General features: G+C 67.8%; 25 protein-coding genes. 15 read left to right on the forward strand and 10 right to left on the reverse strand.

Going from position 1 to position 26,734, the window contains the following annotated elements:
* Positions 1-257: 257 nt before the first annotated feature.
* The gene (locus ACIA76_RS03930; RefSeq protein ID WP_397148184.1) at positions 258-1,352 is read right to left on the reverse strand and encodes a TerD family protein; all 1,095 of its coding nucleotides are present in this window, start codon (positions 1,350-1,352) and stop codon (positions 258-260) included.
* A 142-nt stretch (positions 1,353-1,494) separates the two neighbouring features.
* On the opposite strand from ACIA76_RS03930, the gene ACIA76_RS03935 reads away from it, so the two are divergent.
* Complete coding sequence (locus ACIA76_RS03935) at positions 1,495-1,998, forward strand: DUF2599 domain-containing protein (protein ID WP_397148186.1); 504 nt, start codon at positions 1,495-1,497, stop codon at positions 1,996-1,998.
* Position 1,999: 1 nt separating this feature from the next.
* Here ACIA76_RS03935 and ACIA76_RS03940 read toward each other — a convergent pair whose 3' ends face one another.
* The 3 genes from ACIA76_RS03940 to ACIA76_RS03950 all read right to left on the reverse strand — a co-directional run bounded on the left by ACIA76_RS03940 (position 2,000) and on the right by ACIA76_RS03950 (position 4,490).
* On the reverse strand, positions 2,000-2,755 hold the full coding sequence (locus tag ACIA76_RS03940) for a phosphotransferase family protein (protein ID WP_397148188.1): 756 nt from the start codon (positions 2,753-2,755) through the stop codon (positions 2,000-2,002).
* A 157-nt stretch (positions 2,756-2,912) separates the two neighbouring features.
* Positions 2,913-3,995 (reverse strand): hypothetical protein, encoded by a 1,083-nt coding sequence (locus tag ACIA76_RS03945; RefSeq protein ID WP_397148190.1) that lies wholly within the window; start codon positions 3,993-3,995, stop codon positions 2,913-2,915.
* A 72-nt stretch (positions 3,996-4,067) separates the two neighbouring features.
* Positions 4,068-4,490, reverse strand: coding sequence for a pyridoxamine 5'-phosphate oxidase family protein (locus ACIA76_RS03950; protein ID WP_397148192.1), 423 nt, complete (start codon positions 4,488-4,490; stop codon positions 4,068-4,070).
* Positions 4,491-4,602: 112 nt separating this feature from the next.
* On the opposite strand from ACIA76_RS03950, the gene ACIA76_RS03955 reads away from it, so the two are divergent.
* From ACIA76_RS03955 to ACIA76_RS03980, 6 genes are all read left to right on the forward strand, one after another.
* Positions 4,603-5,880: an aminotransferase class V-fold PLP-dependent enzyme gene (locus ACIA76_RS03955; protein WP_397148194.1), complete on the forward strand. Its 1,278-nt coding sequence runs from the start codon at positions 4,603-4,605 to the stop codon at positions 5,878-5,880.
* Positions 5,877-7,142: a heavy-metal-associated domain-containing protein gene (locus ACIA76_RS03960; RefSeq protein ID WP_397148196.1), complete on the forward strand. Its 1,266-nt coding sequence runs from the start codon at positions 5,877-5,879 to the stop codon at positions 7,140-7,142. The genes ACIA76_RS03955 and ACIA76_RS03960 overlap by 4 nt, the downstream gene beginning before the upstream one ends.
* On the forward strand, positions 7,139-8,575 hold the full coding sequence (locus tag ACIA76_RS03965; protein WP_397148198.1) for an alanine racemase: 1,437 nt from the start codon (positions 7,139-7,141) through the stop codon (positions 8,573-8,575). Before ACIA76_RS03960 ends, ACIA76_RS03965 begins: the two co-directional genes overlap by 4 nt.
* A complete protein-coding gene (locus tag ACIA76_RS03970; protein ID WP_397148200.1) occupies positions 8,575-9,933 on the forward strand; it encodes a pyridoxal-phosphate dependent enzyme in 1,359 nt (452 codons plus the stop codon). The genes ACIA76_RS03965 and ACIA76_RS03970 overlap by 1 nt, the downstream gene beginning before the upstream one ends.
* Positions 9,934-10,122: 189 nt before the next feature.
* Complete coding sequence (locus ACIA76_RS03975) at positions 10,123-10,647, forward strand: CAP family protein (RefSeq protein ID WP_397148202.1); 525 nt, start codon at positions 10,123-10,125, stop codon at positions 10,645-10,647.
* Positions 10,648-10,673: 26 nt separating this feature from the next.
* Complete coding sequence (locus tag ACIA76_RS03980; protein WP_397148204.1) at positions 10,674-11,978, forward strand: hypothetical protein; 1,305 nt, start codon at positions 10,674-10,676, stop codon at positions 11,976-11,978.
* Between the two features lie 5 nt (positions 11,979-11,983).
* Here ACIA76_RS03980 and ACIA76_RS03985 read toward each other — a convergent pair whose 3' ends face one another.
* On the reverse strand, positions 11,984-13,450 hold the full coding sequence (locus ACIA76_RS03985) for an FtsW/RodA/SpoVE family cell cycle protein (RefSeq protein ID WP_397148206.1): 1,467 nt from the start codon (positions 13,448-13,450) through the stop codon (positions 11,984-11,986).
* A gap of 28 nt (positions 13,451-13,478) precedes the next feature.
* Positions 13,479-13,700, reverse strand: coding sequence for a hypothetical protein (locus ACIA76_RS03990; protein ID WP_397149377.1), 222 nt, complete (start codon positions 13,698-13,700; stop codon positions 13,479-13,481).
* Positions 13,701-14,120: 420 nt separating this feature from the next.
* Between ACIA76_RS03990 and ACIA76_RS03995 the strand changes: the two genes are divergently transcribed.
* Positions 14,121-15,986 carry a Na+/H+ antiporter gene (locus ACIA76_RS03995; protein ID WP_397148208.1) on the forward strand — a complete coding sequence of 622 codons (1,866 nt, stop codon included), beginning with the start codon at positions 14,121-14,123 and terminating at the stop codon, positions 15,984-15,986.
* Here the strand turns inward: ACIA76_RS03995 and ACIA76_RS04000 are convergent.
* Positions 15,962-16,141 (reverse strand): hypothetical protein, encoded by a 180-nt coding sequence (locus tag ACIA76_RS04000; protein ID WP_397148210.1) that lies wholly within the window; start codon positions 16,139-16,141, stop codon positions 15,962-15,964. The genes ACIA76_RS03995 and ACIA76_RS04000 overlap by 25 nt on opposite strands.
* A 198-nt stretch (positions 16,142-16,339) precedes the next feature.
* Between ACIA76_RS04000 and ACIA76_RS04005 the strand changes: the two genes are divergently transcribed.
* The 4 genes from ACIA76_RS04005 (at position 16,340) to ACIA76_RS04020 (ending at position 20,945) form a co-directional block, all read left to right on the forward strand.
* A complete protein-coding gene (locus tag ACIA76_RS04005; RefSeq protein ID WP_397148212.1) occupies positions 16,340-16,966 on the forward strand; it encodes a TetR/AcrR family transcriptional regulator in 627 nt (208 codons plus the stop codon).
* Between the two features lie 178 nt (positions 16,967-17,144).
* The gene (locus ACIA76_RS04010) at positions 17,145-17,858 is read left to right on the forward strand and encodes an MgtC/SapB family protein (RefSeq protein ID WP_397148214.1); all 714 of its coding nucleotides are present in this window, start codon (positions 17,145-17,147) and stop codon (positions 17,856-17,858) included.
* Positions 17,858-19,594 (forward strand): ABC transporter permease, encoded by a 1,737-nt coding sequence (locus ACIA76_RS04015; RefSeq protein WP_397148216.1) that lies wholly within the window; start codon positions 17,858-17,860, stop codon positions 19,592-19,594. Before ACIA76_RS04010 ends, ACIA76_RS04015 begins: the two co-directional genes overlap by 1 nt.
* A gap of 13 nt (positions 19,595-19,607) precedes the next feature.
* Entirely contained in the window at positions 19,608-20,945 is a 1,338-nt protein-coding gene (locus ACIA76_RS04020) for a nitrate/sulfonate/bicarbonate ABC transporter ATP-binding protein (RefSeq protein ID WP_397148218.1), read from the forward strand.
* Here ACIA76_RS04020 and ACIA76_RS04025 read toward each other — a convergent pair.
* Positions 20,890-21,639: a TetR/AcrR family transcriptional regulator gene (locus tag ACIA76_RS04025; protein WP_397148220.1), complete on the reverse strand. Its 750-nt coding sequence runs from the start codon at positions 21,637-21,639 to the stop codon at positions 20,890-20,892. The genes ACIA76_RS04020 and ACIA76_RS04025 overlap by 56 nt on opposite strands.
* 197 nt (positions 21,640-21,836) lie before the next feature.
* Between ACIA76_RS04025 and ACIA76_RS04030 the strand changes: the two genes are divergently transcribed.
* Positions 21,837-23,288, forward strand: a complete 1,452-nt coding sequence (locus tag ACIA76_RS04030; RefSeq protein ID WP_397148222.1) for an MFS transporter — start codon at positions 21,837-21,839, stop codon at positions 23,286-23,288.
* Positions 23,289-23,336: 48 nt separating this feature from the next.
* On the opposite strand, the gene ACIA76_RS04035 is transcribed toward ACIA76_RS04030, so the two are convergent.
* A complete protein-coding gene (locus ACIA76_RS04035) occupies positions 23,337-23,609 on the reverse strand; it encodes a hypothetical protein (RefSeq protein WP_397148224.1) in 273 nt (90 codons plus the stop codon).
* 38 nt (positions 23,610-23,647) lie between these two features.
* Complete coding sequence (locus tag ACIA76_RS04040) at positions 23,648-25,183, reverse strand: DHA2 family efflux MFS transporter permease subunit (protein ID WP_397148226.1); 1,536 nt, start codon at positions 25,181-25,183, stop codon at positions 23,648-23,650.
* 174 nt (positions 25,184-25,357) lie between these two features.
* On the opposite strand from ACIA76_RS04040, the gene ACIA76_RS04045 reads away from it, so the two are divergent.
* Together ACIA76_RS04045 and ACIA76_RS04050 are read left to right on the forward strand one after the other, a co-directional pair.
* A complete protein-coding gene (locus tag ACIA76_RS04045) occupies positions 25,358-25,597 on the forward strand; it encodes a hypothetical protein (RefSeq protein ID WP_397148228.1) in 240 nt (79 codons plus the stop codon).
* 14 nt (positions 25,598-25,611) lie between these two features.
* Positions 25,612-26,733 (forward strand): flotillin family protein, encoded by a 1,122-nt coding sequence (locus ACIA76_RS04050; protein ID WP_397148230.1) that lies wholly within the window; start codon positions 25,612-25,614, stop codon positions 26,731-26,733.
* Position 26,734 lies beyond the last annotated feature (1 nt).

Genomic DNA, 26,734 nt, shown 5'->3' on the forward strand with positions numbered 1-26,734 from the left:
ACACCACTTGCAGTTATTTCCATGTGGAATTATCACGAAGCCGAAGAATGTGATACCAATCACCGTTCGAGGCAGTGGCGTTGGAGTTCGGCGAGCCATCGCTGGATCTGGTGGAGTAGGTCGGGGTGGAGTGCGGGGCGAAGCGGGGATGGGCCAGCAGCCAGTGATGCACGACCGGTGCCTTGTGTGCCGACAAGTTGTCAACCGCCAGTCGAACCTGCCGACGTCAGCTGACACTCAATCCCAGAACCAGCGCACTAGATGAATCGCGTCACGGGCTGTACTGCCTCCACCGGATGCCCCGCCTGAATGGGTTCGCCGATCGCGGCGAGGCGCCACGTCGTATCGTCGCGGTACACCTTCGCCACGATCATGCCGGTATGCGAACCGCCCGCGCGCAGATTGCCGCGGGCCAGTTCGGCGTTGGTGGTGCCATCGATCATGCGCCAGTAGGAGTTTCGCACCCGTTCGAAGGTGTGCCCGGCGTAGGAGGTGACCACGAATACGACCGAGGTGACCTGCGCGGGCAACCGGGCCAGATCGACGGTGATGGTCTCGTCGTCGCCCTTGCCGTCGCCGGTGACGTTGTCGCCGGAATGCCGCACCGCGCCATTGCGCGAGGCGAGTTGTTGGTAGAAGGCGACATCCACCAGATCGTGGCCGATGAACAGCAGCGCCGAGGCGTCCAGATCGATCTCGACATCGCGCATCCCGCGCGCGCCGTGCACCTTCACCGGATCCCAGGCCAGGCCCATCTTCACCATGGTGAGCTCATCCTTGCGGATCTGGTGCAGCGGGACCTCCTGGCCCGGATTCAGCACGGCCGGACCGCGATACGCCGGTTGATCGCCCGGGCCGCCGCCGACCGGCACGCCATGCGCCTTGACCAGCGCCTCGAATCCGGCGGAATACCCATGGCCGAGCACCCGCACCTGCCAGACCTGTCCGACCCGGTCCAGATCGAAGGCGATCACCGTGGATTCGGGTCCCAGCCCCTCGATCGCGTACTCGTACAACAGATTTCCGGCCGGATCGTCGATGCGCAGCTCCGGGGGCGGATAGTCGCCGAAATGCGCCTGGCGGTCGTCGAGGGTCACCACCACGCGGACGTGATCGATCTCGGTCGGGAGCCGGCGTAGATCGAGGGCCAGCGCGGGCGTCTGTCCGGGGATCAGCCGCAGGCCGGGGCCGGCGGGCTTGTTGTAGAAGATGAGATCGCTCTCGCCGCGGACCCGGCCGCCGGCATCGAGCAGCATGGCCGCGATATCGATCGGCTCGCTGTGCCGAACTGCCACGACGATGTCGTCGACGGTGAGTCGGTCCACCTGTCCCCTGGTCAGCTGAGCGGCCACCCATCCACTGTACGTTGCCCGGACCGGCATTTCGGGCAAGACCACACCACCCGCACGCCCGGGCGGACAAGCGATTCCGGGCATTCGCGGCGAACGGGTAACGTACCGGGGACGAGAAGGCCATGGGAGGAGAGGGATTCCGGTGCGGCTTGGCATCCTGGGAATCGGGGCGGTGGCGATGCTGGCCCTCGCACCGGTGATCGGCGGATGCGGCACCACCGATCGTTCCGAACCGGTCGCGCTGGGCCCCGGGCCCACATCGCATCCCACCACCGCGCCGAGCACCACGGCGACCGCCGCCGCGATCCCGGCCGTCGACGAATTCGCCGACAGCCCACTGATCGACCACACCGAGTGGACCACCGATCCCGACGGCCGCCGCCTGCACGTCTACCCCACACCGGCCGGACGCGCCGACACCTTCCCCGCGGCGCGCGACCGCGCGTGGGGCGAGGTGCTCATCGATGCACCCGATGCCGACACGCCCGGCATGTACGACCAATTCCGCTGCCATTGGGACTGGGCGCGGCTGTTCCGGCCGGATAAGCCCAGCTGGAATCTCGAGCCGTGGCGCCCGGCCGTCGGCTACGACGCGACCGTACAGGCGCTGTGTAATCCGGGCGGACCCGATCCGGCCGGGAACTGAATCAGGTCAAGCGACCGATCACACCGGCCGTGCCGCCGCGAATCAGACTGTCGTCGGCCGTCATCCGGCCGAAGACGACCTCGTACCACGGCCCGAGCCGATACCACAGCAGCGCCCGGGCACGCTGCTCGTCGCTCACGCCGTACTCCGCGGCGAGGGCGTCGGCGAACGCCGCGGGCGCCCCGTGCAGCGCCCACGCCAGATCGATGGCCGCGTCGCCCAGATGCGCATCGCCGAAATCGATGATGCCGGTGAGTCCGTCCGCGTCGACGAGGAGATGATCGGGGCCGAGATCGCCGTGCACCACGGTATCGGCGGGCAGGTCGGCGACCGCGCCGAGCAGATCCCACGCGCGCGAGCGAACAGCGCTGGGCAGCAACGGAATCACCTGCGCGCGGAACTGTCCGACCGCCGCGGCACGCTCGGCCGCGGTCCGCTCGGCCGACGGCAGCCCGTGCCGCAGTGCCTCGTCCACCGGACTGTCGTGCAGGGCGCGCAGGAACGCACCGAGTGCCGTTCCGTGCCCGGCCGCCGGTTCGCACAACGGTTCACCAGCAATCATGCGGTGCCGCACCGCGACCGGATCCCCGTCGACCGCTTCGGGAACCGGCACGGGCAGCGGCAGCCGCGGCGCGAGCCACGGCATCAACCGCGTCTCGCGGCGCAGCTGCTCGACGATCTCCGGTCGCTGCGGCCGTCGATACACCCACCCGTCGACGAGCGTCGCGACACTGTCCCATCCCCGTCCGATTTCCACGAACCGGACGGTAGGCGATCATGATCCGGCACCGCCACCCGATTCCCTACAGCGTCGGCGGGCCGGACATACACGGATCGGCGCCATGGTCATCGACGCCGATCATCCGGCAATCGGCACGAAACGCACACTGGCACTCGATGCCGCACCGAATCGACTACGGCAGCGCGATCGGTGGCATCGGGTGGCGGCTCGGCAGCATGAGCACGCCCAGCAGCCAGCCGAGCAGGCCCGCCATGATCGGGATGCCGGTCCACAGCTCGACCACCGAGGGCGCCTGCCCGGCCGCGGCCGCCGCGATGCCTATGTACAGCGACCAGGTGAAAAACGCCGCCGCGCAGGAGAATCCCCAGTAGATCCCGGGCCGGGCCGCGCACGGGTCCAGGCACAGGATCAGCAGATCCACGCCGACCGCGGCGATGACGAACGCCAGCAGCACGCTGACGTTGTTACCGCCGGTCTCCGCGCCGGACACCACGATCACCGGCAGCATGGTCAGCATGCCCGCACCGAACGGCAGCCGCCAGCGCCGCGCCAGGAACAGCAACGGCACGAGCAGCACCGCCGCGCTGATCACCACCGACGCGGCCAGTTCGCGCACCGGCGAATCGTCGGTCTGCGAGAGCACCTCCACGATCCGCGCCGCGGAGTAGGTGATCGCATTGCCGTAGCCGACGAACACCATCACCAGCGCCGCGGCCAGCCCGGTGGTCAACAGCGCGGGCCACAGCAACCGCAGCGGCGGCGCCTCCCCCACATCGGCCCGGCCCATCGCCGAACGCACCGGCGAGGTGACCAGCACCAGCATCGACACCGCGAGCCCGAGATGTCCGGGCGCGAACAGCATTCCGATACCGGTCTGGGCGCCGAAGTACGCATGCCAGATCAGATCGATCACGCCCGATACCGCGAAACCCGCCACCGCGACCACGGTGGACCGATAGCCCAGCGGCACGGCCGCGAATCCCCGGAGCCCGCCGCGGGTCCGCCGCCACACCAGGGCGAGCGTCCACCCCGCCATCGCGACGAATCCGGTATCGAAGACGAGATGCCAGGCGGCGAAGAACGATCCGGGTTCGGGCGTGGCGCCATGCGCCCAGGCCTCGAGCACCAGACCACTCACCAGCCATAGCGCGGCGAGCGCGGTCACGGCATCATCGAGTGCGGTGGCGGGTAACCCGCCGCGACGCGGATCGCCCAGCACCGCCAGCACCCTCGTCCCCACGCCCGCTACGCTCACCGGCACGACGGTACCGAGTGAGTCAGCTCACCGCATCCGGGTGGATCGGGCTTCCGGCGTGTCGAATTCGCGCTACAGCGTGCCCAGATCGGCCGAGTACCAATGCTCGGGCCGCAGCGCCACGATCACCTGCTCGCCGAACTCCTCGGCGCGGCGCAGATACGGCCGGACCTTGTCCTCGGGCAGATAGCGCCGTGCCATATGCAGATGCAGTTCGTCGCTGGCCGGGGTGATCCGGGACAGCGATCCCTCCACATTCACATACCGCACCGACGGCTCCTGCCGCTCGGCCATCATGCTGAACCGCCCCGCGGCCTTGATCAATTCGACCTTCTTCGACTCCGCCCCGGTGAGTAGCCACAATTCCTCACCCGGGGAGTAGTCGTACCAGATCGGCACGGTCAGCGGCGCCCGGCCGGGCCCCGCGTCCACGGATAGCGCACCGATATGCGGTTCGGACAGGAACAGTTCGCGCTCTCGAAGGGTCAGTGGCATGGCGAACAAAGTACCGGCCCCAAACCTGTTGTCGGCGAAACCCTTCGAATCGGCGCGTCGAAAGTGCGTATCGTGGTGGGGTCGGAGCGTACGACCCGAAGGGAGCGTCGCGTTGCGGTTACCTGCGTCTTCATCGGCCCCCGTGCGGGCGGCGGCCGATCCCGAGCGCGGGTTCGACCCGGACCGGATCCGCACCCTGTTCCCCGCCGTCGCCGACGCGCGCGAGACCTACCTCGACAGCGCCTCCACCACACAGAAACCGCTCCCGGTGATCGAGGCGATCCATCGGTACCACTCCCACCACACCGCGAACGCCGGGCGGGGCAGCTACGGCTGGGCCACGAGCCTGGATCGGCGGATCGAATCGGTCCGGGCGCGCACGGCCGAGTTTCTGGGCGCGCATCCGGACGAGGTGGTGTTCACTCCCGGCGCGACCGCGGGACTCAACGCGATCGCGCTGTCGTGGGGGCTCGCCGAACTCGACGACGGCGACGAGATCCTCTACAGCCCACGCGATCACTCCGCCAACGTCTATCCGTGGCTGCGATTGCGCGACACCCTGGCCCGCTTCGGACGCCGCATCCACGTGCTGCCGTATCGGGTGACCGCCACGGGCGAGGCCGACGCCGAGGACGTCGCCGCCCGGATCACCCCGCGCACCCGGTTGATCACCGTGAGCCATCTGCATCACGTCTTCGGCGCGCTGACCACGCTCGAACAGCTGCGCCCCCGGGTGGATCCGCGCATCCTGTGGTGCTTCGACTGCAGCCAGAGCGGCGGACATCTGCCGGTCGATGTGACCGCGCTGGGCGCGGATTTCGCGGTGCTGTCGGCGCATAAGATGTTCGGCGCGCCGGGCACAGGGGTGCTCTACTGCGCGCGCCGCGTGCACGAGCGGCTCACGACGTTCCTGCCGGGCGGCAATTCCGGTGTGGCCGTGACCGATTCGGGCCTGCGGCCCACCGGCATGCCGCATCAGCTCGAGGGCGGCACCCACAACATCCCGGGCATTCTCGCGCTCGGTGCGGCGCTGGAGGTCCTCGGCGACTTGGGCGTGGCCGCCATCGCCGAGCACAATCGCGGGCTGACACGACAACTCGTCGAGGGTCTGCGCCCGCTGCCGGGACTGCGTTTCCTGCCCGGCCCCGCCCACACCCCGCGCGAGAGCGGCCACGGCATCGTCTCGTTCACCCTCGACGGCATCGGCGCCACCGATCTGGGCTTCGTCCTGGCCGAGCTCGGATTCCTGGTGCGCACGGGCGCCCACTGCATACCCTCCGAGGACGTCGGCGCGGATTCGGTGCGGGTGAGCACACACGTCTACACCACCGGCGACGACATCGACCGGTTCGTTCGATGTGTCGCCACGATCGCCTCGGAGGTCCGATGAGCACCCCCAGCTACGACCGGCGCGCCGCCTCCCGGGTGCTCGCCGGGCTGGCCTATCCCGGCCTGTTCGCCCCGCTACCCGTCGCGAGACCGGTACGCATCGAATACACCTGTGCGACAGTGCGTTCCGAGCCCAACAGCCACCTGACCCTGTCGCAGCGGCTGTATCTGGAGCGGTTCATGCGGCCGTGCCGCGCCGACCAGGTCACCAGTGCCACCCACCGCATCGCCTGGACCGACTCCGACGGCATCCCCAATACCGGCTTCTTCCGCTCCGGCGGGCTCGGGCCGATCGTGCCGATCGCCATGCGCGAGACGGTCCTGACGCTGTGGCATGCCCTCGAGTCGAATAGCGCACTGGCCGAACGCATCTCGAAGGTCGCCACGCGCGACCGCACGATCCTGGCCGCCACCACGACCGATCACGAGCCGATCGATATCTTCCGGGTCGGCATCGAGGCCTGCGGGCGGGCGCTGGCCCAGCACGCGCTGCTGGCGCGATGGACGCCCTATCGTACGCCCGCCGAATTCGCCTGCGGCATGCGCGATTCCGGTATCTTCTCGGCCGTGGCAACCCGCTGGTACTGGGAGCTGCAGGCGTCGACCTATCGGCGCGGCATGATCCCGGTGGCATTCGCCGCGCAGCCCGACGGGACCGTGCGCTACACCGCCGATACGGTCGCGACGCTGCGCGCGATGAAGGACGCCACCATCGCCGACGCGCATACCGTCATGCGCCGCGCCACCACCTCCGAGGGCCTGTCGACCCCTGCGGCGATCGCGAAGTATCACGACGATCTGGATCTGATCTCGCGCCAGTACGCGCTGCTGCCGCAGGGCACCCGTCCGGCCTGTCTGGCCGCGATGCCGCATACCGTCGACGGCGGGCATTACAGCGTCCTGCCGGTGGTGGCCGACCGGTTCGTCGACACCTTCGCCACGACGGCCGCACACCTGTCGGTCATCGAGGTGGCCGGCGAATCCGCCGACGAGACCAGCGAATTGGCGGCCGAGGATCGGGTGTTCTACGTCCCGGACATGAACTGCAAACACTGCGTGCACACCATCACCGGGGTGCTGGAGTCGATGCGGATCCGAGTGCACGACATCGATCTGATCAGCAAACGCGTGGTCGCCGAATTCCGCAGCCCGCGCAACCGCCAGCGCGCCTTCGAGGCGCTGCGTGACGGCGGCTACAACCCGGTCGCGACCCGTCCCACCGCCACGCCCGATCGGCCGCAGGCCACGGAAACGGCCGTATGACGACTCCGGTGCCCGCGCTTCCGGCGAAGATCCATCCGCTGGTGCGCGCCTTCCTCGACACCCCGGATGCGGCCCACGACGGCCTGGCACGGTTCGGCTCGCCCGCGCATCTACTGTTCCCGCAGGTCTTCTCGGACAATCTGGCCCGGCTGCGGTCGGTCCTGGACCGGCACGCGGTCCGATATCGAATCTGCTACGCGCACAAGGTGAATCGGTCGCGCGCCTTCCTGCGCACGGCCGAACGCGCCGGGATCGCGGTCGACGTGGCCTCCGCACAGGAGCTCGCGGCCGCCGCGAGCGCCGGATTCGCACCGGACCGCATCGAGGTGACCGGCCCCAAGGGTGAGCGGCTGCTGCGCGAGTTGATCGAGGCCCGGGTGACGATCAATGTCGACAATCTCTGGGAGTTGCAGCGGCTGGCGGAGTTCGACGGCGACCATACGGAAGTGCCGGTGCTGCTGCGCATCTCAGGTTTCCCCGCGAGCGCGATGAGCCGGTTCGGAATCGCGCTGGCCGAGGCCGATCGGGCGCTGACGCTCGCGGCGACACATCGCAGCCGAATCACGCTGCGCGGCTTCGCCTTTCATCTCGACTCCGGGGAGCCGGGCGAGCGGGTGCGCGCGGTGCAGGAATGTCTGGGGCTGGTGGAACGCGCCTACGGTCACGGCCTGACCCCGACGGTGCTCGATATCGGCGGCGGCTTCCGGCAGGTGTTCACCGCCGACGCCGATCGCTTCGACGGCTACGTCGCGGCGCTGCGGGCGGCGCTGCTCGGCCGCGGCGAACCGATGACCTGGGGGCACAACACCTTCGGCTATCAGGTCGACGATACCGGCGTGCACGGCACGCCGGTATTCCACAAGTACGCCAATACCGTGCCCGCCACCCGGATGCTCGACGATCTGCTCACCGCACCGCTGGACGCGCACGGCGGGCGCACGGTCGCGCAGGTGGCCGGGGAGAATCTGCTGGAGCTGTGGCTCGAGCCGGGCAAGTCGCTGGTCGACCACGCCGGAATCACCGTGGCCCGGGTCGAATTCGTCAAACAGGCCGCCGACGGCAGCATGCTGGTCAATCTCGACCTCAGCCGCGATACCGTCACCCCGGCCGATCAGGAGGTGATGGTGGATCCGCTGATCCTGCCCGGCCCGGCCCGGCGCGAAACGAACGGCGCCGGACCGGTGGGGGTGTACTTCGCCGGGCGACTGTGCCTGGAACGCGACATGATCACCAATCACAAGGCGTGGCTGCCGCATCGTCCGCAGGCGGGCGATCTGGTCGTATTCCCGAATACGGCCGCCTACCACCAGGATCTGTCGGCGGCCGCCGCCTCGATGCATCCGCTGCCGCCGAAACTGGCGGTGACCCGGCACGGCGGCGAATTCCGGATCTGCCCCGATACCGACTACGAACCGGCGCTGGTGATGCCCTGATGCGCTATGACCACATCACCGATCTGATCGGCAATACCCCACTGCTGCGGCTGGATCCGGCCGCGCACGGGCTGGACAACGTCGAGCTGTACGCGAAGCTCGAGTTCTACAACCCGTTCGGTTCGGTGAAGGACCGAGCGGCCTGGGGCATGATTCGCGACGATATCGACGGGATCGCCACGCGCGGACAGGATTTCATCGAGGCGTCCAGCGGTAACACGGCCAAGGCGCTGCGCATCCTGGGTGCCATGCGGGGAATAGGGTTGCGGGCGGTCACCAACCGCGTCAAGGTCGCCGAGGTGCGCGAGCTGCTCGAACTGTTCGGCACCGAGATCGAGGAGCTGCCCGGACTGTCGGAATGTCCGGATCCGACGACGCCGAACAATGTGTACGCGGTGATCGAGGCGGAGCTGGCGCGCAATCCCGGCGCCTACTTCTACCCCTCGCAGTACACCAATGAGAAGAATATCGACACGCACTATCACGGCACCGGCCGGGAGATCCACGAGGATCTGTCCCGCGACGGAATCACCCGGATCGATTATCTGATAGGCGGTTTGGGCACCACCGGATCGACCCGCGGCACGGCCACCTACCTGCGCAAACATCATCCGGACCTGCGCACCATCGCGGTGGTGTCGGAACGGTCGGACTTCATCCCCGGCATCCGCTCGGAGACCGAGATGTGGGATGTCGGGCTGTTCCAGCCGGATTTCTACGACCGGATCGTGACCATCGACTCCGGCCAGGCCGTCGACGCCACCCTGGATCTGGCCCTGCGCCACGGTGTGCTCGCCGGTCCGACCAGCGGCGCGTCCTATGCCGCGGCGCTCGATCTGCTGGGTACCGACGAGTTCCCGGCCGCCGGCGCCGACGGCCCGGCGGTGGCGGTGCTCATCGTCTGCGACCGCATCGAACCGTATCTGTACTACATCAAGAAGCGGCGCCCGGACCTGTTCGGCCGCAGCGCCTCCCGCATCCCGCCACCCAGCCCGCAGGAGCTGGCCGCGGTCCCGGCGGTATCCCCCGATGCCGTGGCCACCCTCGCGGACCCGATCATCGTCGACACCCGCGGCGCCATGGCCTATCGCATCGGTCACGTCCCCGGCGCCATCAACATCCGCGACGATCAACTCGACGATATGTTCGTCCAGGGCATCCCGTTCCCCCGCACCCGCCCGCTGCTGTTCGTCTGCCCCGTCGGCGAACTGTCGCGACGCTTCGCCGCCCTGGCCCGCCGCGCCGGTCACGACGCGGCCAGTCTCGACGGGGGCATCGTGGGGTGGCGGGATTCGGGAAACCCGTTGGAGTCGAACCAGATTCCGACCCAAAGCCCCTCCGGACAGCGGCCCGGCTGACCGATCCCGCCGAATCATCCACTGCGCCACCTACTCGACTTCGCCCTGCGCCAATTCCGTTGGCGAGCAGCCGGTTACCTTCCGTTCATCCCGAATGTCACAAGTCGGCCGTCACGGCCTCTTGTGGCGGCGACCACGCGTCCCTAGCGTGACTGGCACCGGTATCTCTACCAATCGGAAGGAACTCGAATGTCGAAGTCCCGGTGGGCGATTGCCAGCATCCTGGCCGCTCTCACTGCCGGATCGGTCGTAGCCGCCGTCCCGGCGGGTGCGGACACATCCCAGGACCATATGCTCTCGGTGGCGAATTCGGCGCGGGCGCGATACGGCGCGGCCCCGCTGAGCTGGAACTCCGACTTATCTTCCAGCACACAGCAATACGCCCAGTCATGCAAGTTCGAGCATTCGAATTCCGGCGGCCGCTACGGCGAGAACCTGTACGCGGGTACCGGAACGGTCGCCTTCGACGACGCGCTGCAGAACTGGATGGCCGAGGCAACCGCCTACGACTACAACCACCCCGGCTTCTCCGCCGAGACCGGACACTTCACCCAGGTGGTCTGGAAGGGCAGCACGCAGATGACGGTGGGCATCGCCTCCTGTCCGGCGGGCACCGTCTTCCCCGAGCCCAGCACCTTCGTCATCGCCCGCTTCACCCCACCCGGAAACGTTCTCGGCCAATTCCCCGATAACGTCGGCCGCCCACAGAGCTGACCCGTCCGATGCCGAGCGTCATCCGGATGAGATTGTCGGCCATGTTCGTACCGCTGATCGCGATGGTCGTCCTGGGCGGCCCCGCCGCGGCCGAGCCGACCGGTGCGGTGGTATCGACTCCGCCCGCCGAATGCATCGATCCGGCACTGCCGCTCGGCCCGGAGGAAATGCGATTGAGCAGGCCGGAACCGGCGGAGTTGATCGAGGGCGGTGGCTTCGCCGATCTGGTGCGGTCGTTCGTCTCGGATCTCTGTGCGGCGCCGAACTATTCGTCGGCACTCGCCTCGGCCGGCACCGATGCGAGACGGCTGTGGCGCCACGCGGTGGACCGCGCCCAGGGCAAGGAGCCGCCCGGCTCCTTGTCCGCCAGCGACGATCGGCCGCTGTACTGGGCTCGGCTGGCCGAGGTGGCATCGGTGCGGCAATGGCGGCCGTCGTTCGCGTTACCGGCACGCCAACGCGCCGAGATCGTCGCGGCCATCGACCGAATCGGTCGCGGCCAGGACGCCCTGACCTTCGCCACGACCCATTCGACCACCCGGCACATCCTGATCACCGGCTTCGACCCCTTCACCTTGGACTCGGACATCAGGCACGGCAATCCCTCGGGCGCGGCCGCTCTGGCGTTGGATGGCACGACCATCGAAACCGCCCACGGCCGTACCGAATTCGCCGCTGCCCTGTTCCCGGTCCGCTGGCGCGACTTCGGCGAGGGAGTCGTCGAACGGACGCTGCGGCCGTTATTGACCGGCGACGTCGGCCGAGTGGATCTGTTCGCCACCGTGAGTGTGGGCAGCCCGGGCGAATTCGACCTCGAGCAGACCAACGGCGCATGGCGCGGCGGAAAGTCCGATAACGAATCCGCCTGCTATCTCGGACAGACTCCCCACACCGCGGCCGCGGGCGCGGCGCCGCAATGGACTCGATCGACCTTGCCGCTGTCGGAGATGGCGGCCACGCCCGGGCCTTTCCCGATCCGGGTGCGCACCGAGGTGGCCATCGCACCGCCCCTGTTCCCCGCCCTGCCCGTGATCACGACCTGCGGCCTCCCCGCGCTGCCGAGCATCTCCGTGCCCGACGGGCCACCCCCGGGGTCGATCGCGCGGGCGGGTGGCGGCGGAAGTTACCTGTCCAACGAGATCGCCTATCGCGCAACACTCTTACGCGATGTGGCGGGCGCCGTCCTGCCCGGCGGCCATATCCATGTCCCGATTCTCGAGGGTCTCCCCCAGTCCGGACTGACCAGCCCGGAGTTCGACGACCATCGCGACGCGATCATCGCCCAGCTCACCGATCTGCTCGTGACCGCCGCGGACTCCGGCGGGAGCTGAATTCGCTATCGGGCCCGGCGTGGCGGGCCGGGCTGGCGGATATGTTCGGTCATCGCCTCGGCAATAGGAGCAGCCCGCGGTGCGGCGGGGGCGGCGACGGAGCGGGCGTCGTGGGAGATTCTGATGAGCAGGGCGATGATCACGTAGTTGGCCAGCAGTGAGGAGCCACCGTAGGACATGAACGGTGTCGTGAGGCCGGTCAGCGGAATCAGTTTCGTCACCCCGCCGACCACGACGAACAGCTGCCAGCCCAGCGAGAACGCCAGCCCGCCGCCGAGCAGTTTGCCGAAGGCGTCACGGGTGGCCAGGGCCGCGGTGAAACCGCGCACGGTGATCACGGTGAACAGCAGGATGATCGCGGTCAGGCCGAACAGACCCATCTCCTCGCCGATCGTGGCGATGATGAAGTCGGTCTTGGCGAAGGGCACCTCCTGCGGTCGTCCGCCGCCCAGCCCGGCGCCCCACAGACCGCCGGTGCCCAGCCCGAACAGTCCCTGCGCGATCTGATATCCATTGGTGTAGTAGGTCGCGAACGGGTCCTGCCAGACGTGCACCCGCACCCGCACATGCCCGAACAGGTTGTAGGCGATCACCGCGCCGACCGCGAACATGGCGATCCCGATCAGCAGCCACGAGGCCCGCCGGGTCGCGATATAGACCATCGCCAGCACGGTCCCGAACACCAGCAGCGAGAAGCCGAGGTTCTTCTCGTACACCAGCACCAGCACCGATACGAACGTCACCAGCAACAGCGGACCCAGATCCCGCAGCCGCGGCACGGTGAAGCCGAGGAACTGCGTCCCGGCCGTGCCGAACAGATCGCGATTGTCGACCAGGAACGCGGCGATGAAGATCAGCAGCAGCACCTTGGCGAACTCACCGGGCTGAATCGAGAAGCCGTGGAACAGGATCCAGCTCTTACCGCCGTTGACCTCACTGAACCGCGAGGGCAGCACGGCCGGGAGGAGCAGCGCCACGAGACCCGCCAGCCCACACGTGTAGCCGTAGCGCGCGGGCTGGCCGTGATTGCGCACCAGCGCCAGCAACAGCGCGAACAACGCGATTCCCGCTGCGGTCCAGATCAATTGGTGCGCCGCGTCCGAGGAGGGCGCGGGTTTCCCGAACGCCGCGGCGCTGGCCGCCTCGGCCCGGTCGAGCCGGTCGATGAGCACCAGCCCCAGCCCGTTGAGCACGATCACACACGGCAGAATCACCGGATCGGCCTTCGGCGCGAGCACCCGCACCGTCAGATGCGCCAGCAGCGACAGCCCCGCGAACACCGCCAGCGCCCACTGCAACGCACTCCCGTCACCTCCGCCGGTCGCCGCGGCCATGGCCAATCCCGCCACACTCACCAGCGCCACCGCCGCCACGCACAACACCAGCTCGGTGCGCCGCGGCTTGGGCAACCCGATCGGCCCGGAGACGGCACCGACCGGCCCGGATGAGAACCCTTCCCGAAACGCGCTCACGGCAACCAGTATGCGTGCGTCGTCGCGATCACCGTTTCCCGAGAGCGCGAACGAGCAGATCCTTCATCTCGGCCATGTTCTCCTCGATGGTGCGCACTCGAGCGTTGGTGTCATCGAGTTTGCTGGTGAGCCTCTGCTCGACATCGTCGATCTTCTTCTCGAGCCGGCTCTCGACTCGGTCGATCTTCGCGTCCGCCACATCGAACCGCTCCCGGGTCTGCAGACTCAGGACGTTGACGACACCCAACATCAGCCGGTGTCGTTGATCGTGCCCATCGAGCCGACGATCGACATCATCGAACCGGCGATCATGCTCGTCGAAGCGGCGATCATGCGCTTCGAGCCGACGATCGATATCGTCGAACCGGCGGTCATGGTCGTCGAACCGGCGGTCGACGGCATCGAACCGACTGTCGATATCGTCGAACCGACTGTCGACATCGTCGAACCGGCGGTTCAATGCGTGGAGGGCCTGCAGCACTGCTTTGTTGTCCACGCGATCGGCTTCCAGCGCTGCGACGCGGGTCTCGAGTTCGGGGAGATTGGCGGGCATGGGGCGATCTTATCGACGGGAACCGGGCCCGCGCAGCAATCAATCCACCCTCGCACCCCTTATGACCAGAATCGATCCAATTGCCCTGGTCACCATCCGAACTGGCACTATGACGAGGTGCATATCGCGTTCGGTCTGGTGGTGCTGGTCGCCGCGGCGATCGGGTTGGCCGCGCTCGCCCGGCGGCTGGGGGTGGCCGAACCGCTGTTTCTGACGCTGGCCGGGATCGCGGCCTCCTATCTGCCGTTCGTGCCCCGCGTCGAGGTCAATCCCGAGATCGTGATGCTGGGCCTGCTGCCGCCGCTGGTCTACACCGCGGCCATCAGCACCTCGCTGGTGGAGTTCCGGCCCAAGAAGCTGTCGATCGCGCTGCTGTCGGTCGGGTTGGTGCTGTTCACGACGTTCGCGGTGGCGGTGGTGGTGTGGAAGCTGCTGGACGTGCCGTTCGCGGCGGCCGTCGCGATCGGCGCGGTGGTATCGCCGCCGGATGCGGTCGCCGCCAGTTCGATCGCGCGGCGGGTCGGCATGCCGCGGCGCATCGTGACGCTGCTCGAGGGCGAGGCACTGTTCAACGACGCGACCGCGCTGGTCACGGTGCGGACCGCCATCGTCGCCATGACCGGGGCGTTCAGCATCTGGCGCGCGGGCGCGGATTTCGCGATCGCCACGATCGGCGGCGCGGCGATCGGCATCGTGACGGCCGGGGTGCTGGTCGTGCTGCGGCGGCGCATCACCGATCCCGTGCTGGACACCAGCGTGTCGCTGCTCGCCCCGTTCGCGGCGTATCTGCCCGCCGAGGCCGCACATGCCTCGGGCGTCATCGCGGTGGTGGTGTGCGGCCTGATCCTCGGTCAGGGCGCGCCGGTGTGGCAGAGCGCGGCCTCGCGCATCGCCGACCGCACCAATTGGCGCACCATCCAATTCATCCTGGAGAACGCGGTTTTCCTGCTCATGGGCCTCGAGGTGCGCCACATCCTCGAGGAGGCGTGGGCGGGCGGCATCGGCCACACCACCCTGCTGCTGACCTGTGCCGCGGTACTGCTCACCGTCGTCGTGGTGCGCCCGATCTGGGTGTATCCGGCCATCTACTTCGCCTGGTACGTGGAGAGCCGCCCGCGCGGCGTGGCGAAACCGGTGTGGACCGGTCCGGCGGTGGTGTCGTGGGCGGGTATGCGCGGGGTGGTCACCCTGGCCGCTGCGCTGCTGTTACCTTCGGACACACCGCAATTGGCGACCCTGAAACTGCTGGCGCTGGTCGTCGTCGGCGGAACGCTGCTGCTCCAAGGCTTTTCGCTGCCGTGGCTGATCCGGCTGCTGCGCCTGCGCGGTCCCAGCCGCGCCGAGGACGCGCTGCAGGAGGCGAATCTGTTACAGCAGGCCACGGCCGCGGGCCTGGCCGCCCTCGAGGCCGAGATCGCCCCGGAGACACCGCCGGAGGTCGTCTCCGCCCTGCGCGATCGGGTCGCCCGGCGCGCCAACACCGCATGGGAACAGCTGGGCCGCGCCGAATCGGTACGCATCACCCCCAGCGGCGAATACCGGCGGCTGCGGCTGGTGATGCTGCGCGCCGAACGCGAAACCCTGTTGCGCGCACGCGATTCCGGCACCCTCGACCATGAGGTGCTCGAACACGTGATGACCACCCTCGATATCGAGGAGTCCACCGTCGACCGCGTCGTGGCGGCCGACGACGAGGCCGGCGAACCGCTGCTGGCACCGGGCGGCTCGGGCTGTGAACATCTGCGCGACGCCCCGAAGATCGCCCTGACCCAACTGCCCGACTCCTGCGCCGAATGCGTGGCCGAGGGCCTGACCTGGGTCCATTTGCGCATGTGCCTGGCCTGCGGTCACGTCGCCTGCTGCGACTCCTCGGTCGGCAACCACGCCACCGGCCATTACCGCGGCACGCACCACGCGGTGATGCGCAGCGTCGAACCGGGCGAGAAGTGGCGCTGGTGCTACGTCGACGAGATCCTGGGCTGATCCCCCGCCTCGTCCGGCGGGGTCGGCCTGCTCAATCGGATCACCCCCGCGTCGAGATCCAGATCCAGCCGCGGGCGGTGGGTCTGCCCGTCGCTGTCTCCGCCGCCTTCGTCCTCGAGCTTTCCGCCGGGGAACAGTTCACCGATAACACCCATATCTCCACGCTACCGAGCCGCGGCGAGCAGGGTGGGTAATCGGCGGCTCACTCACCAGATCCGGCTCAGGGCAGGCGGATTCGCGCGGGCACCCGGCACCCGGTCCATGATCGGTTCGCCTCGACCGCGCGAGCCACGGCCCGGGACCGGACAGCGGGTACTCGCGGCCGCGGCGGCCACGGGCATTAGTGTTGGCCCGTGCCCACAGGTCAGGACTCCGCCGGCGGTGAACCCCGCATCTGGGGCGGCACCACGCTCACCGAGCGCCGCGAGGCGCGGCGGGCGGCGCTGCTGGACGCCGCGCTGGATCTGATCGGTGAGGCGGGCGCGGGTGCGGTCACGATGCGGGCGGTCTGCCGCACGGCCGGGCTCACCGACCGATACTTCTACGAGAGCTTCACCAGCCGCGACCAGCTCCTCGACATCCTCTACCGGCAGGTGGCCGACGAATTCCTCGCGCCGATGACCGCCTTCGCCGCCACCGACGATCCGGCCCGCGATCGCGAACTGGCCCGGGTGCTGGTCGACAAGGTGCTCGAGGATCCGCGCAGATCGCGGCTGTTCCTGGTCGAACCGTATTCCAGCACCGGCCTGGGCCAGACCACGATCGCCGTCATGCCCGCGTTCACCCGGCTCATCCAGGACCATCTGTTCACCCATATCGCCGATCCCGAACGACGCCGCCTCGCCGCGGTCACCATGGCCTCGGGCAATGCGGGCATGTTCTCGGCCTGGCTGAACGGATCGCTGCGGGTGACCCGCGAACAGGTCGCCGACCATCTCGTCGCGGTCATCACCGCCTATCGCGCCATGTACCGCGATTGATCCTCGGGTACATTCCCCTTGTGTTCGCGCCCGAAGGAGGTGGTTGGCATGCCTGATGGCATTTGTCCGTATCGATTTGCCAACTGTTCACTCGACGACCCCCGCGCGCGCCACGGATTTCCCACCCCCGTCCGGTAGCCTGCGCGGCGCGGGTCGCCGCCAAATCCGGAAGGGTCCCATGACAACTGTGGAGATGTTGCTACGGCTCGGGGCCGGAGTCGGCTGCGGCGCGATGATCGGCCTGGAACGGCAGTATCGCGCGCGGATGGCCGGTCTGCGCACCAATACGCTGGTGTCGGCCGGTGCGACATTGTTCGTCTTGCTCTCGGTGCACGGCTTCCACGGCGCCGACGCCGATCCGACCCGGGTCGCGGCCCAGATCGTCTCGGGCATCGGCTTTCTCGGCGCGGGTGTGATCATGCGCGAGGGCTTCACCGTGCGCGGGCTCAATACCGCGGCGACGCTGTGGTGTTCGGCCGCGGTCGGATCGCTGGCGGGTGCGGGCATGTTCAGCACCGCGCTCGCGGGCACGGTGGTCATTGTCGCGGTGAATATCGCGCTGCGCTGGGCCGGGCGCGCGGTGGACCGCGCCCCGGACGCCGGCAAGGAGCAGTCCACGGCCTATGTGTTCACCGCGGTCACCGACGACGCTGGTGAGGCGCATGTGCGCGCGCTGCTGGTACAGGCCCTGACCCGCACGGACTTTCGGCTCGTCTCGATCTCGAGTCGCAACCGCGAGGATGCCACGGGTCTCGTCGAGGTGCGCGCGGAACTGGTCGGCGATCATCGCGACGACCGCCAGATGGAATCCGCGGTCAGCCGCCTGAGCCTCGAGCCGTCGGTGACCAGCGTCGGTTGGAACATCCCGCAGCCCGCCGGAGCGGAGCACTGATGTCGGCGTTGCGTTCCTATCCCGCCCGCGGGACCCTCGACCGGCCGCGCTCGCGGCTCGCCGATGTGGTGGTGTTCCTCGGCGCGGCCGTGCTGATCTGGGTGATCGTGCGCCTCTCGGCCGGGCTGAATGTGCCCTTCCGCGAGGGCGAGACGACCGCCGTGGTCTCCACCGACGCCACCGAACTGCCCTACTATGCCGCCCGCTCGCTGCTGCGCATGTTCATCGCGCTGGGCCTGTCGATCCTGTTCACCTTCGGCTACGCCACCGCCGCGGCCCGCATGCGGCGCGCCCGCACGGTGCTGCTGCCGATGCTCGACATCCTGCAATCGGTGCCGATCCTGGGCTTCCTGTCGGTGACGGTGACCGCGTTCATCGCACTCGCCCCGGGATCGCAGCTCGGCCTGGAGTTCGCGTCGATCTTCGCGATCTTCACCTCGCAGGCCTGGAATATGACCTTCGCCTTTTATCACAGCCTGGTCTCGCAGCCGCACGAGATCGACGAGGCCGCCCGCAACCTGAGACTGTCGCGCTGGCAACGGTTCTGGCGGGTGGACGTGCCCACCGGCATGGTCCCGCTGGTGTGGAACGCGATGATGAGTTTCGGCGGCGGCTGGTTCTTCCTGGTCGCCTCCGAGGCGATCAGCGTGAACAACCACAAGTACGTGCTGCCGGGCATCGGCTCCTATGTCGCCGCCGCGTCCGAACAGGGCGCCACCGGCAGGGTGCTCATCGCCATCGCCGTCATGATCGTCATGGTGATCGCGGTGAACGTCGTGTTCTGGCGGCCGCTGACCGCCTTCGCCGAGCGGTTCCGCTTCGAGGACTCCGAACCCGCCCAGGCCCCGCGCAGTATCACCCTGGATCTGCTGCGCCGCTCGCACATTCCCGAACTGTTCGGAAAGGTGCTGGGGCCGTTGGTATTTCCGATCGATCGCGCCATGCGGGTGTTCGGGCTGGCCGAACATCCGCTGCATGTGCCCCTGCGGCGACGGCGGGCGGGCGATATCGTCTTCGGGCTGGTGGTCACCGTGCTCATCGCATGGGGCTGCTATCACGTGGTCACCTATATCGACGACACCGTCGGCTTCGGTGAGGTGGCGCATGCGTTCGGACTCGGCGCGCTCACCCTCGTGCGGGTGGTGGTGCTGCTGGTGCTGGCCAGCGTGATCTGGGTGCCGATCGGGGTGTGGATCGGGTTGAACCCCAGGGTGTCCCGCTTCGCGCAGCCGATCGTGCAGGTGGCGGCCAGCTTCCCCGCCAACTTCCTGTTCCCCCTGGTGACCGCGGCGCTGGTGGCCACGGGCGCGAGCCTCAACTGGGCCGGGACACTGCTGATGGCCCTGGGCGCGCAGTGGTACATCCTGTTCAATGTGATCGCCGGGGCCAGCGCGGTGCCCAACGATCTGCGCGAGGCCGCGGCGAATCTGCGGCTGCCGCGCGGATTGTGGTGGCGCAAGCTGATTCTCCCGGCCATCTTCCCCAGCTACGTGACCGGCGCGATCACCGCGGCGGGCGGCGCCTGGAACGCCTCGATCGTCTCGGAGGTGGTGAGCTACCGGGACACCACCCTCACCGCGGCGGGCCTGGGCGCCTATATCGCCGAGGCCACCGGCTCCGGCGACTGGCCGCGCATCCTGGTCGGCGTGGTGGTGATGAGCATCTACGTCGTCGGCATCAACCGGTTCTTCTGGCGTCGCCTCTATGCCCTGGCCGAACGTCGATACTCGTTGTGACAGGAGAGCTTTCATGACCGCCACCGGTGATACGGCCGAGGTCCTGCTGCGGGTCGACGGCGTGGGCAAATCGTTCCACGGCGCGGCCGGGGACACGCTGCGCGTACTCGACGATATCGATCTGACCCTGCACGACGGGGAATTCGTCGCGCTGCTGGGCCGCTCGGGTTCGGGCAAGTCGACGCTGCTGCGCACGATCGCGGGCCTGATCGCGCCGACCACCGGGGAGGTCCGCTATCGTGGCCGCCGCCTCGACGGCGCGAATCCCGGTGCGGCGCTGGTGTTCCAGTCCTTCGCGCTGATGCCGTGGCTGAGCGTGCAGGACAATGTGGAACTCGGCCTGGCCGCGCGCGGTGTCACCCCCGCCGAGCGCCGCCGCCGCGCGCTCGACGCGATCGATCTCATCGGCCTGGACGGATTCGAGACCGCCTATCCCAAGGAGCTGTCCGGCGGTATGCGCCAACGGGTCGGCTTCGCCCGCGCGCTGGTGCTCGAGCCGGATCTGCTGCTGATGGACGAACCGTTCTCCGCACTCGATGTGCTGACCGCGGAGAACCTGCGCACCGAACTGGTGAACCTGTGGGGCACAGCCGATTTCCCCACCAAATGCATCTGCATCGTGACCCACAACATCGAGGAGGCGGTGCTGCTGGCCGACCGGGTGGTCGTGCTCGGCTCGAATCCGGGCCGCATCATCGCCGATATCCCGGTGGCCATGCCCCGCCCGCGCGACCGCCGCGCCCCCGGCTTCGAACTGCTCGTCGACGAGATCTACGGCCTGCTCACCGGCCGAGACACCGAACGCGTCATGCCCGAACCGGATAAGGCGACCCCGACCGCGACGCCGCTGCCCGACGCCTCGGTCGGCGGGCTGGCCGGTCTGGTGGAGCTGGTCTACGCCTCGGGCGGGCGCGCGGATCTGCCGGAGATCGCCGACGAATTGAACTTCGAGATCGACGATCTACTGCCACTGGTCGACGCCGCGGCCCTGCTGGGCCTGCTCACCGTGGAATCCGGCGATGTGACGCTCACCCAGACCGGCACCCGCTTCACCACCGCCGATATCCAGGAGAGCAAGAAGATCTTCGCCGAGCAGGCCCGTCACCGCGCACCGCTGGTGCGCACCATCTGCAAGGGCCTGGCCGGCAGCGCCGACGGCAGCCTGCGGTCGAGCTTCTTCCTGGATCTGCTGCGCCGCGGCTTCGGCCCCGACGACGCCCGCCGCCAGCTCGATATCGCCATCGACTGGGGCCGCTACGCCGAGCTCTACGATTACGACGCCGACGACGATCAGATCACCGCGGATCCGGCAGCGGAGGAGTTCGCGGGCGTGCGGGATCAGTGGAGCTGAGCCGGGCCGCCAAACCGTCGAGCACGCAGACCAATCCGAAGTCGAAGGCCATCGCGCGGTTGGCCTCCTGATCGGTGTCGGCATACTGCTCGAGGTCCGACGCCAACTCCGGATAGCCGCCGGCGAGGTCGCGAAGGGCCCGCATGACTCCTTCGGTATCGAAGTCCGCCGGTTGACGGTCCGACCTCCGCTGGAATGTGGTTTCGGGGACCACCTGGCCGAGCACGTAGCTGATCACCGTTCCCGAAGCGAAGTAGACGTCCATGCCCGAGAATCCGGCGGCGTGGAACGTGCGGCGCATTCGTTCGTTGAGCCGAAGGACGTTGGGCCCCAGGCTCACCATGCGCCCGGTCAACTCCACCATCCACGGATGGGCGCGCATGGTCGTGCGCAGGTTGTAAGCCAGGACACCGGCGGCCTCACGCCACGGCGTGGTCGGCGGATCCGGTAGGTCGACCTCCCCCCACATCTCGTCGAGCACCAGCTCCAGCAGTTCGTCCTTGTTGGTGACATACCAGTACAGACTCGTCGCGCCCGCGCCCAGTTTCGCGCCGAGCTTGCGCATGCTCAACGCGCCCAAGCCCTCGGTGTCGAGCAGCTCGATCGCCGCGGCCACGATCTGCTCACGACTCAGACCGGAGGTCTTCGGCTGGCGCGGCGGCCGCAGCCAGACCGAGGAGAAGGGCTTGGTCACCTGGTCACCTTAATTCACTCGCACGCTGTTCCAGTTTATCGTACACTGTGCGAGTGAATTCGAACGCTGTACGAGATCCCGGCGAAGAGCGTGCCGGGACCAAGGGGGCTACAGATGCCGGAACCATGGCGGCTACAGATGCCGGAACCATGGCGGCTACAGATGCCGGGACTATGGGGGCTCGGGGTCCCGAGACGATGACGATCGACCGCGATCCCCGGCGCTGGTGGGTGCTGGGCGTCCTGTGCCTGTCGGTGCTGGTGATCGGGATCGACAGCACCGTGCTCAATCTCGCGATCCCGTCGCTGATCCGGGAGCTGCATGCGAGCCCGTCGGATATCCAGTGGATCCTCGACGCCTATGTGCTGGTCTTCGCCGGACTGCTGCTCACCGCGGGCAGCCTGTCCGATCGGTTCGGGCGGCGGCTGGCCTTGATCAGCGGTGTGGCGATCTTCGGCGCGGCCTCGCTGTTCGCGGTGCTGGCCACCGAACCATGGCAGGTGATCGCGGCGCGGGCGGTCATGGGCGTGGGCGGTTCGGTGCTCATGCCCTCGACGCTGTCGATCATGATGACCACCTTCGCCGAGGACGAGCGCCGCAAGGCCATGGCGGCCTGGTCGACGGTGGCCATGGTCAGCATCGTGCTCGGCCCGACGCTGGGCGGCTTTCTGCTGGAACACTTCTGGTGGGGCTCGGTCTTCCTGCTCAACATCCCCTTCGCGGTGATCGCGATCGCCGCCGCGGTGATCCTGATGCCCGAGACCAAGGGCGATCAGCGCCCGGTGGATCCGGTGGGGGTGGCGCTGTCGATCGTGACCCTGACCGCGACCGTGTACGTCATCATCCAGCGGGAGTGGAACATCCCCGTGATCGCGCTCGCGGTCATCGCCGGCGCGGCGTTCGTGTTCTGGGAATCGCGTTCGGCCCATCCGATGCTGCCCCTGCGCGTATTCCGCAGCCGCGACTTCACCGGCACCTGTCTGACGTTGCTGCTCATGGTGTTCGGCATGGGCGCGGTGATGCTGATGCTCACCCAGTATCTGCAGTTCGTGCTCGGCTTCGGCCCCATGAAGGCGGGCCTGGCGCTGTTGCCGTTCGCGGTGGCCTCCACGATCTGCAACGGCCTGGGCGCGACGCTGGGCAAGACGGTGAGCAACAAGATCCTGATCATCGCGGGCCTGCTCGTGATGGCCGCGGCCTTCGCCGTACTCGCCAATGCCGACAGCTACGGGTGGGTGCTGATCTCGATGATGATCATGGGCATGGGCAGTGGCCTGACGGGCCCGGCGGCGTACGCGGCCATCATGAGCGCCATCCCGCTCGAGCATGCGGGCGTCGGCTCGGCCATGAACGACACCATCCAGCAGGTCGGCATGGCCATCAGCATCGCGGTCCTGGGCAGCGTCCTCGCCGGTCAGTTCACCGGCAACATGCCCGCCGACATCCCGGCCGCGGCGCGCGAATCGATCGGCGCCGCATTCCAACTCGGCTACGCCGACGCCGCCAAATCCGCCTTCACCAGCGCCATGTCCTACGGCTCCTGGATCAGCAGCGGATTCGCCCTCGCCGCAGCGGTTCTGGGCGCGGTGCTGTTGAGACCCCGCACACCGCAACCGGTTCCGAGAACCGGCACCACACCCGTGGCGTAGTACGCACCCGCACGCCGCCCACGTCCAGGACGCGGGCGGCGTGTTCGGTCATCCGCAGGCCTTCTTATAGGGAACCGCGTGCACGTACTGCCGCCACTGTTGTTCCGAGATCACCGGAACCATGGCGCATAGTCGCGACTGGACCTTACCCACATCCAGGACCGTGAAATCCAATTCGGGTTGAATTCCCCACGGATGACCGATCGTCTGATACACCACGGTGTCGGAGTCCGTGAATTCCACATAGTCGAAACGGGCTCCGGAGGATTGCGACACCTCCGGGATCTGGAATCTCTGCGCGGGACTTCGCACCTTCGACACGTCCCACACATCGATACGTCGTACCGCGATTCGGCGAGCTAGTGCCCCATCAGCACCGGCGCATCCGTGCCCTCGGGGATCTTGGGCTTGGTACGCGGCAGGAATGCCGCCGGGATCAACGTCACCACGACGAGGATCACCGCGACGATGTAGGTGTGTGCGAACGCGCCTGCGGCCGCGGAGAATCCGCTCTCGAGCGCATCCGGCGGCACCTGGGCGGCGATCTCCGGCTGGCTGCGTGAGGCGATCGCGAGGCCGATCAGCTTGTTGCCGGTGAGCTGATTGGTCAGCACCACCGAGATGACCGCGGTGCCGATCGAGGCGGCCGTCTGGTTGACGATGTTCATCAGCGTCGACCCGCGCGCCACCTGCTCGTGGGTGAGAGTCTGGATGGCGGCGGTCATGGTCGGCATCATGGTGCAGCCCATACCCAGGCCCATCACGAACAGCGCCACGCCGATCAGTACATAGGACGTGTCACTGTGCAATCGGGTGAAGAACAGCAGGGCCACCGCGATGATCGACACCCCGGTGAGCACGATCTTGCCCGGACCGATCTTGTCGACCAGCCGTCCCGCGATCGGCATCGTGACCATCGCACCCAAACCCTGTGGGGCCAGCAGCAATCCGGCCGCCAACGCCGATTCACCGCGCACCTGCTGCAGATAGGTCGGCAGCAGTAGACCGGATCCGAAGAACGCCACCGCGAACAGCAACATGGTGAGCACCGCGAAGGTCAGCGACCGGTTGCGGAACAGATGCAGATCTATCAACGGATGTTCGGTGCGCAACGCGTGGAAGACGAAGGCCACCATCAACACCAGCCCGAGCGCCGCCGGGATCAATACCCGCGCGGCCATGACCGTATGTTTCTCCGGAATCGAGGACACGCCGAACAGGAACAGCGCCAACCCGGGTGAGGCCAGCACCATTCCGAGCAGATCGAAGCTCTGCGACGGCTCCGGCCGGTCGGCGGGGAAGACCACCAAGGCCAGCACCAGCGCCACGATGCCGATCGGCACGTTGATCAGGAAGATCAGCTTCCAGCTGAATCCGATCAGCCAGCCGCCCAGGATCGGGCCGAGGATGGGTCCCAGCAGCATCGGCACGCCGAGCACGGCCATCACCCGGCCGATCCGCTGCGGGCCGGCGGCGTGGGTCATGATCGTCATGCCGAGGGGCATCAGCATGCCGCCGCCGAGGCCCTGGATCACGCGGAAGGCGATGAGCGTCTCGATATTCCATGCCGTCGCGCACAGCATCGATCCGAAGACGAACAGCACCAGCGCCATCATGTACAGGCGTTTGGTGCCGAATCGGTCGGCGGCCCAGCCGGTCAGGGGGATGACGCTGGCCAGGGCCAGCGTATAACCGGTCATCGACCAGGCGGCGACGGCGGTGGAGGTGTGGAATTCGGTCTGGAACTTCGGCAGAGCGATGGTGACAACGGTGATGTCCAGGATCGACATGATCGCCCCGAGGACGACCACACCGGCCACCTTGAAAACGGCGGCATCGAGTGCGTCCGATGCCGAGTCGGGCCCTGCGGCCCGACTATCCGGAGGTTGGGTCACCGGTTCAGCCTGCCAGGCGCGCCAGCGATATACCAGCACATTCTTCGGCCATCTGCGCTCACCCTCCACAGCCCGCGCGATCCTCGATCCGATCCCAGGTGGCGCCGTATTTCCGCGGCGGGCGTACGCTGAGAGGTCACCCGGTTCCCATTGCGGGGCAAGGAGATCGATGTGATGACCGACCCGGTGCACGGATTGACCGGTACGCTCACATCGCCGATCCGAGGCGCAGACATGCTCGGTGAGGTTCTGGTCGCGATCCGAGGGGGCACAGAAATCTACCTCGCGCGATCCACCCAGCCGCTGGCGGCGGGCACTGCGGTGCTCGTGATCGGCGTGAACCCGGGCCGGATCGTGGACGTAGTTCCCTGGATACCGCTCGACTTCGGACCGGGTGGGGATTTACCGAAATAACAAGGAAGACAACAGTGCTGGGGTACCACGTACCCGATCCCGACGAGGCCATGCTGGTCAGCGGCGGGCGCGCCAAGGACAACGCGCCATTTCGGGTGATAATCGGGCACGGCGCCTTCGTGGTGCCGATGTTCCGTAAGGTCCGCTATCTGTCGCTGTCGATGTCCGAGGCCGAGATCGGTGAGCGATGCGTCACCAAACAGGGTATTCAGCTGGATGTGCGGGCGGTGATCGCATTCAAGGTCGCCAACGACACGCCGTCGATCGTCAATGCGGCGCAACGGTTCCTGTCCGAGCAGGAGCGGGAGATGAGCGTCCTGACCGGACGGATCTTCTCCGGACATCTGCGCTCGATCGTGGGCTCGATGACGGTCGAGGAGATCATCCGCGAACGCCAGAAGCTCGCCGATGAGGTGCTGATGGCCTCGAAGGTGGAAATGAGCAGTATCGGGCTGTGGGTGGATTCGTTCCAGATCCAGTCCATCGATGACGGCAATCTCGGATACATCGCGGCGTTGGCCGCGCCGCACAATGCCGCGGTGCAGCGCGATGCGAAGATCGCGCAATCCCAGGCCGCGCAGGAATCGGCCAAGGCCGAACAGGAGTCTCAGCGCAGACAGGCCGAATATCAGCGCGAGACATCCATTCTGCGCGCGCAGTACCAGCGCGATATCGACAAGGCCAATGCCGAAGCGGCGCAATCGGGTCCGCTCGCGCAGGCCAACGCGCTGCAGGAGGTGCTCTCCGCGCAGGCCGTACAGGCCCGCAAACAGGCCGAACTGCGCGAACAGCAGCTGCAGGCCGAGGTGGTCAAACCCGCGCAGGCCGAGGCCGAACGGGTGCGCATCCTCGCGCAGGCCGAGGCCGATCGCACCCGCATCCAGGCCGATGCCGCGGCCTCCAACAACCGCATCGCCCTGGATCAATTGCTGATCGAACAGTTGCCGGAGATCGTCGCCCAGGCGGCCAAGGGTCTGTCGGGCGCCCATCTGACGGTCCTCAACGGTCCCGACGGCGTGGGCGAGCTCGTCAACGGGATGGTCGGACAGGGCCTGACGGTGTTCAATTCGCTGCAGAAGGCACTTTCGCCCAACAACGAACACAACACCAGCACGGTGGATAGAGTGCAGGAATAGG

This window comes from Nocardia sp. NPDC051570 (assembly GCF_044454005.1).
Classification (GTDB): domain Bacteria; phylum Actinomycetota; class Actinomycetes; order Mycobacteriales; family Mycobacteriaceae; genus Nocardia.

What these genes read in the sequence shown, in the direction of transcription:
- ACIA76_RS04020 (WP_397148218.1), top strand. Translation starts at nt 19,608, where the DNA reads ATGACCGCCACCGGTGATACGGCCGAGGTCCTGCTGCGGGTCGACGGC.
- ACIA76_RS03975 (WP_397148202.1), top strand. Translation starts at nt 10,123, where the DNA reads ATGTCGAAGTCCCGGTGGGCGATTGCCAGCATCCTGGCCGCTCTCACT.
- ACIA76_RS03950 (WP_397148192.1), bottom strand. Translation starts at nt 4,490, where the DNA reads ATGCCACTGACCCTTCGAGAGCGCGAACTGTTCCTGTCCGAACCGCAT.
- ACIA76_RS03965 (WP_397148198.1), top strand. Translation starts at nt 7,139, where the DNA reads ATGACGACTCCGGTGCCCGCGCTTCCGGCGAAGATCCATCCGCTGGTG.
- ACIA76_RS04015 (WP_397148216.1), top strand. Translation starts at nt 17,858, where the DNA reads ATGTCGGCGTTGCGTTCCTATCCCGCCCGCGGGACCCTCGACCGGCCG.
- ACIA76_RS03980 (WP_397148204.1), top strand. Translation starts at nt 10,674, where the DNA reads ATGAGATTGTCGGCCATGTTCGTACCGCTGATCGCGATGGTCGTCCTG.
- ACIA76_RS04010 (WP_397148214.1), top strand. Translation starts at nt 17,145, where the DNA reads ATGACAACTGTGGAGATGTTGCTACGGCTCGGGGCCGGAGTCGGCTGC.
- ACIA76_RS03960 (WP_397148196.1), top strand. Translation starts at nt 5,877, where the DNA reads ATGAGCACCCCCAGCTACGACCGGCGCGCCGCCTCCCGGGTGCTCGCC.
- ACIA76_RS04045 (WP_397148228.1), top strand. Translation starts at nt 25,358, where the DNA reads ATGACCGACCCGGTGCACGGATTGACCGGTACGCTCACATCGCCGATC.
- ACIA76_RS03970 (WP_397148200.1), top strand. Translation starts at nt 8,575, where the DNA reads ATGCGCTATGACCACATCACCGATCTGATCGGCAATACCCCACTGCTG.
- ACIA76_RS03990 (WP_397149377.1), bottom strand. Translation starts at nt 13,700, where the DNA reads ATGTTGGGTGTCGTCAACGTCCTGAGTCTGCAGACCCGGGAGCGGTTC.
- ACIA76_RS04000 (WP_397148210.1), bottom strand. Translation starts at nt 16,141, where the DNA reads ATGGGTGTTATCGGTGAACTGTTCCCCGGCGGAAAGCTCGAGGACGAA.
- ACIA76_RS04030 (WP_397148222.1), top strand. Translation starts at nt 21,837, where the DNA reads ATGACGATCGACCGCGATCCCCGGCGCTGGTGGGTGCTGGGCGTCCTG.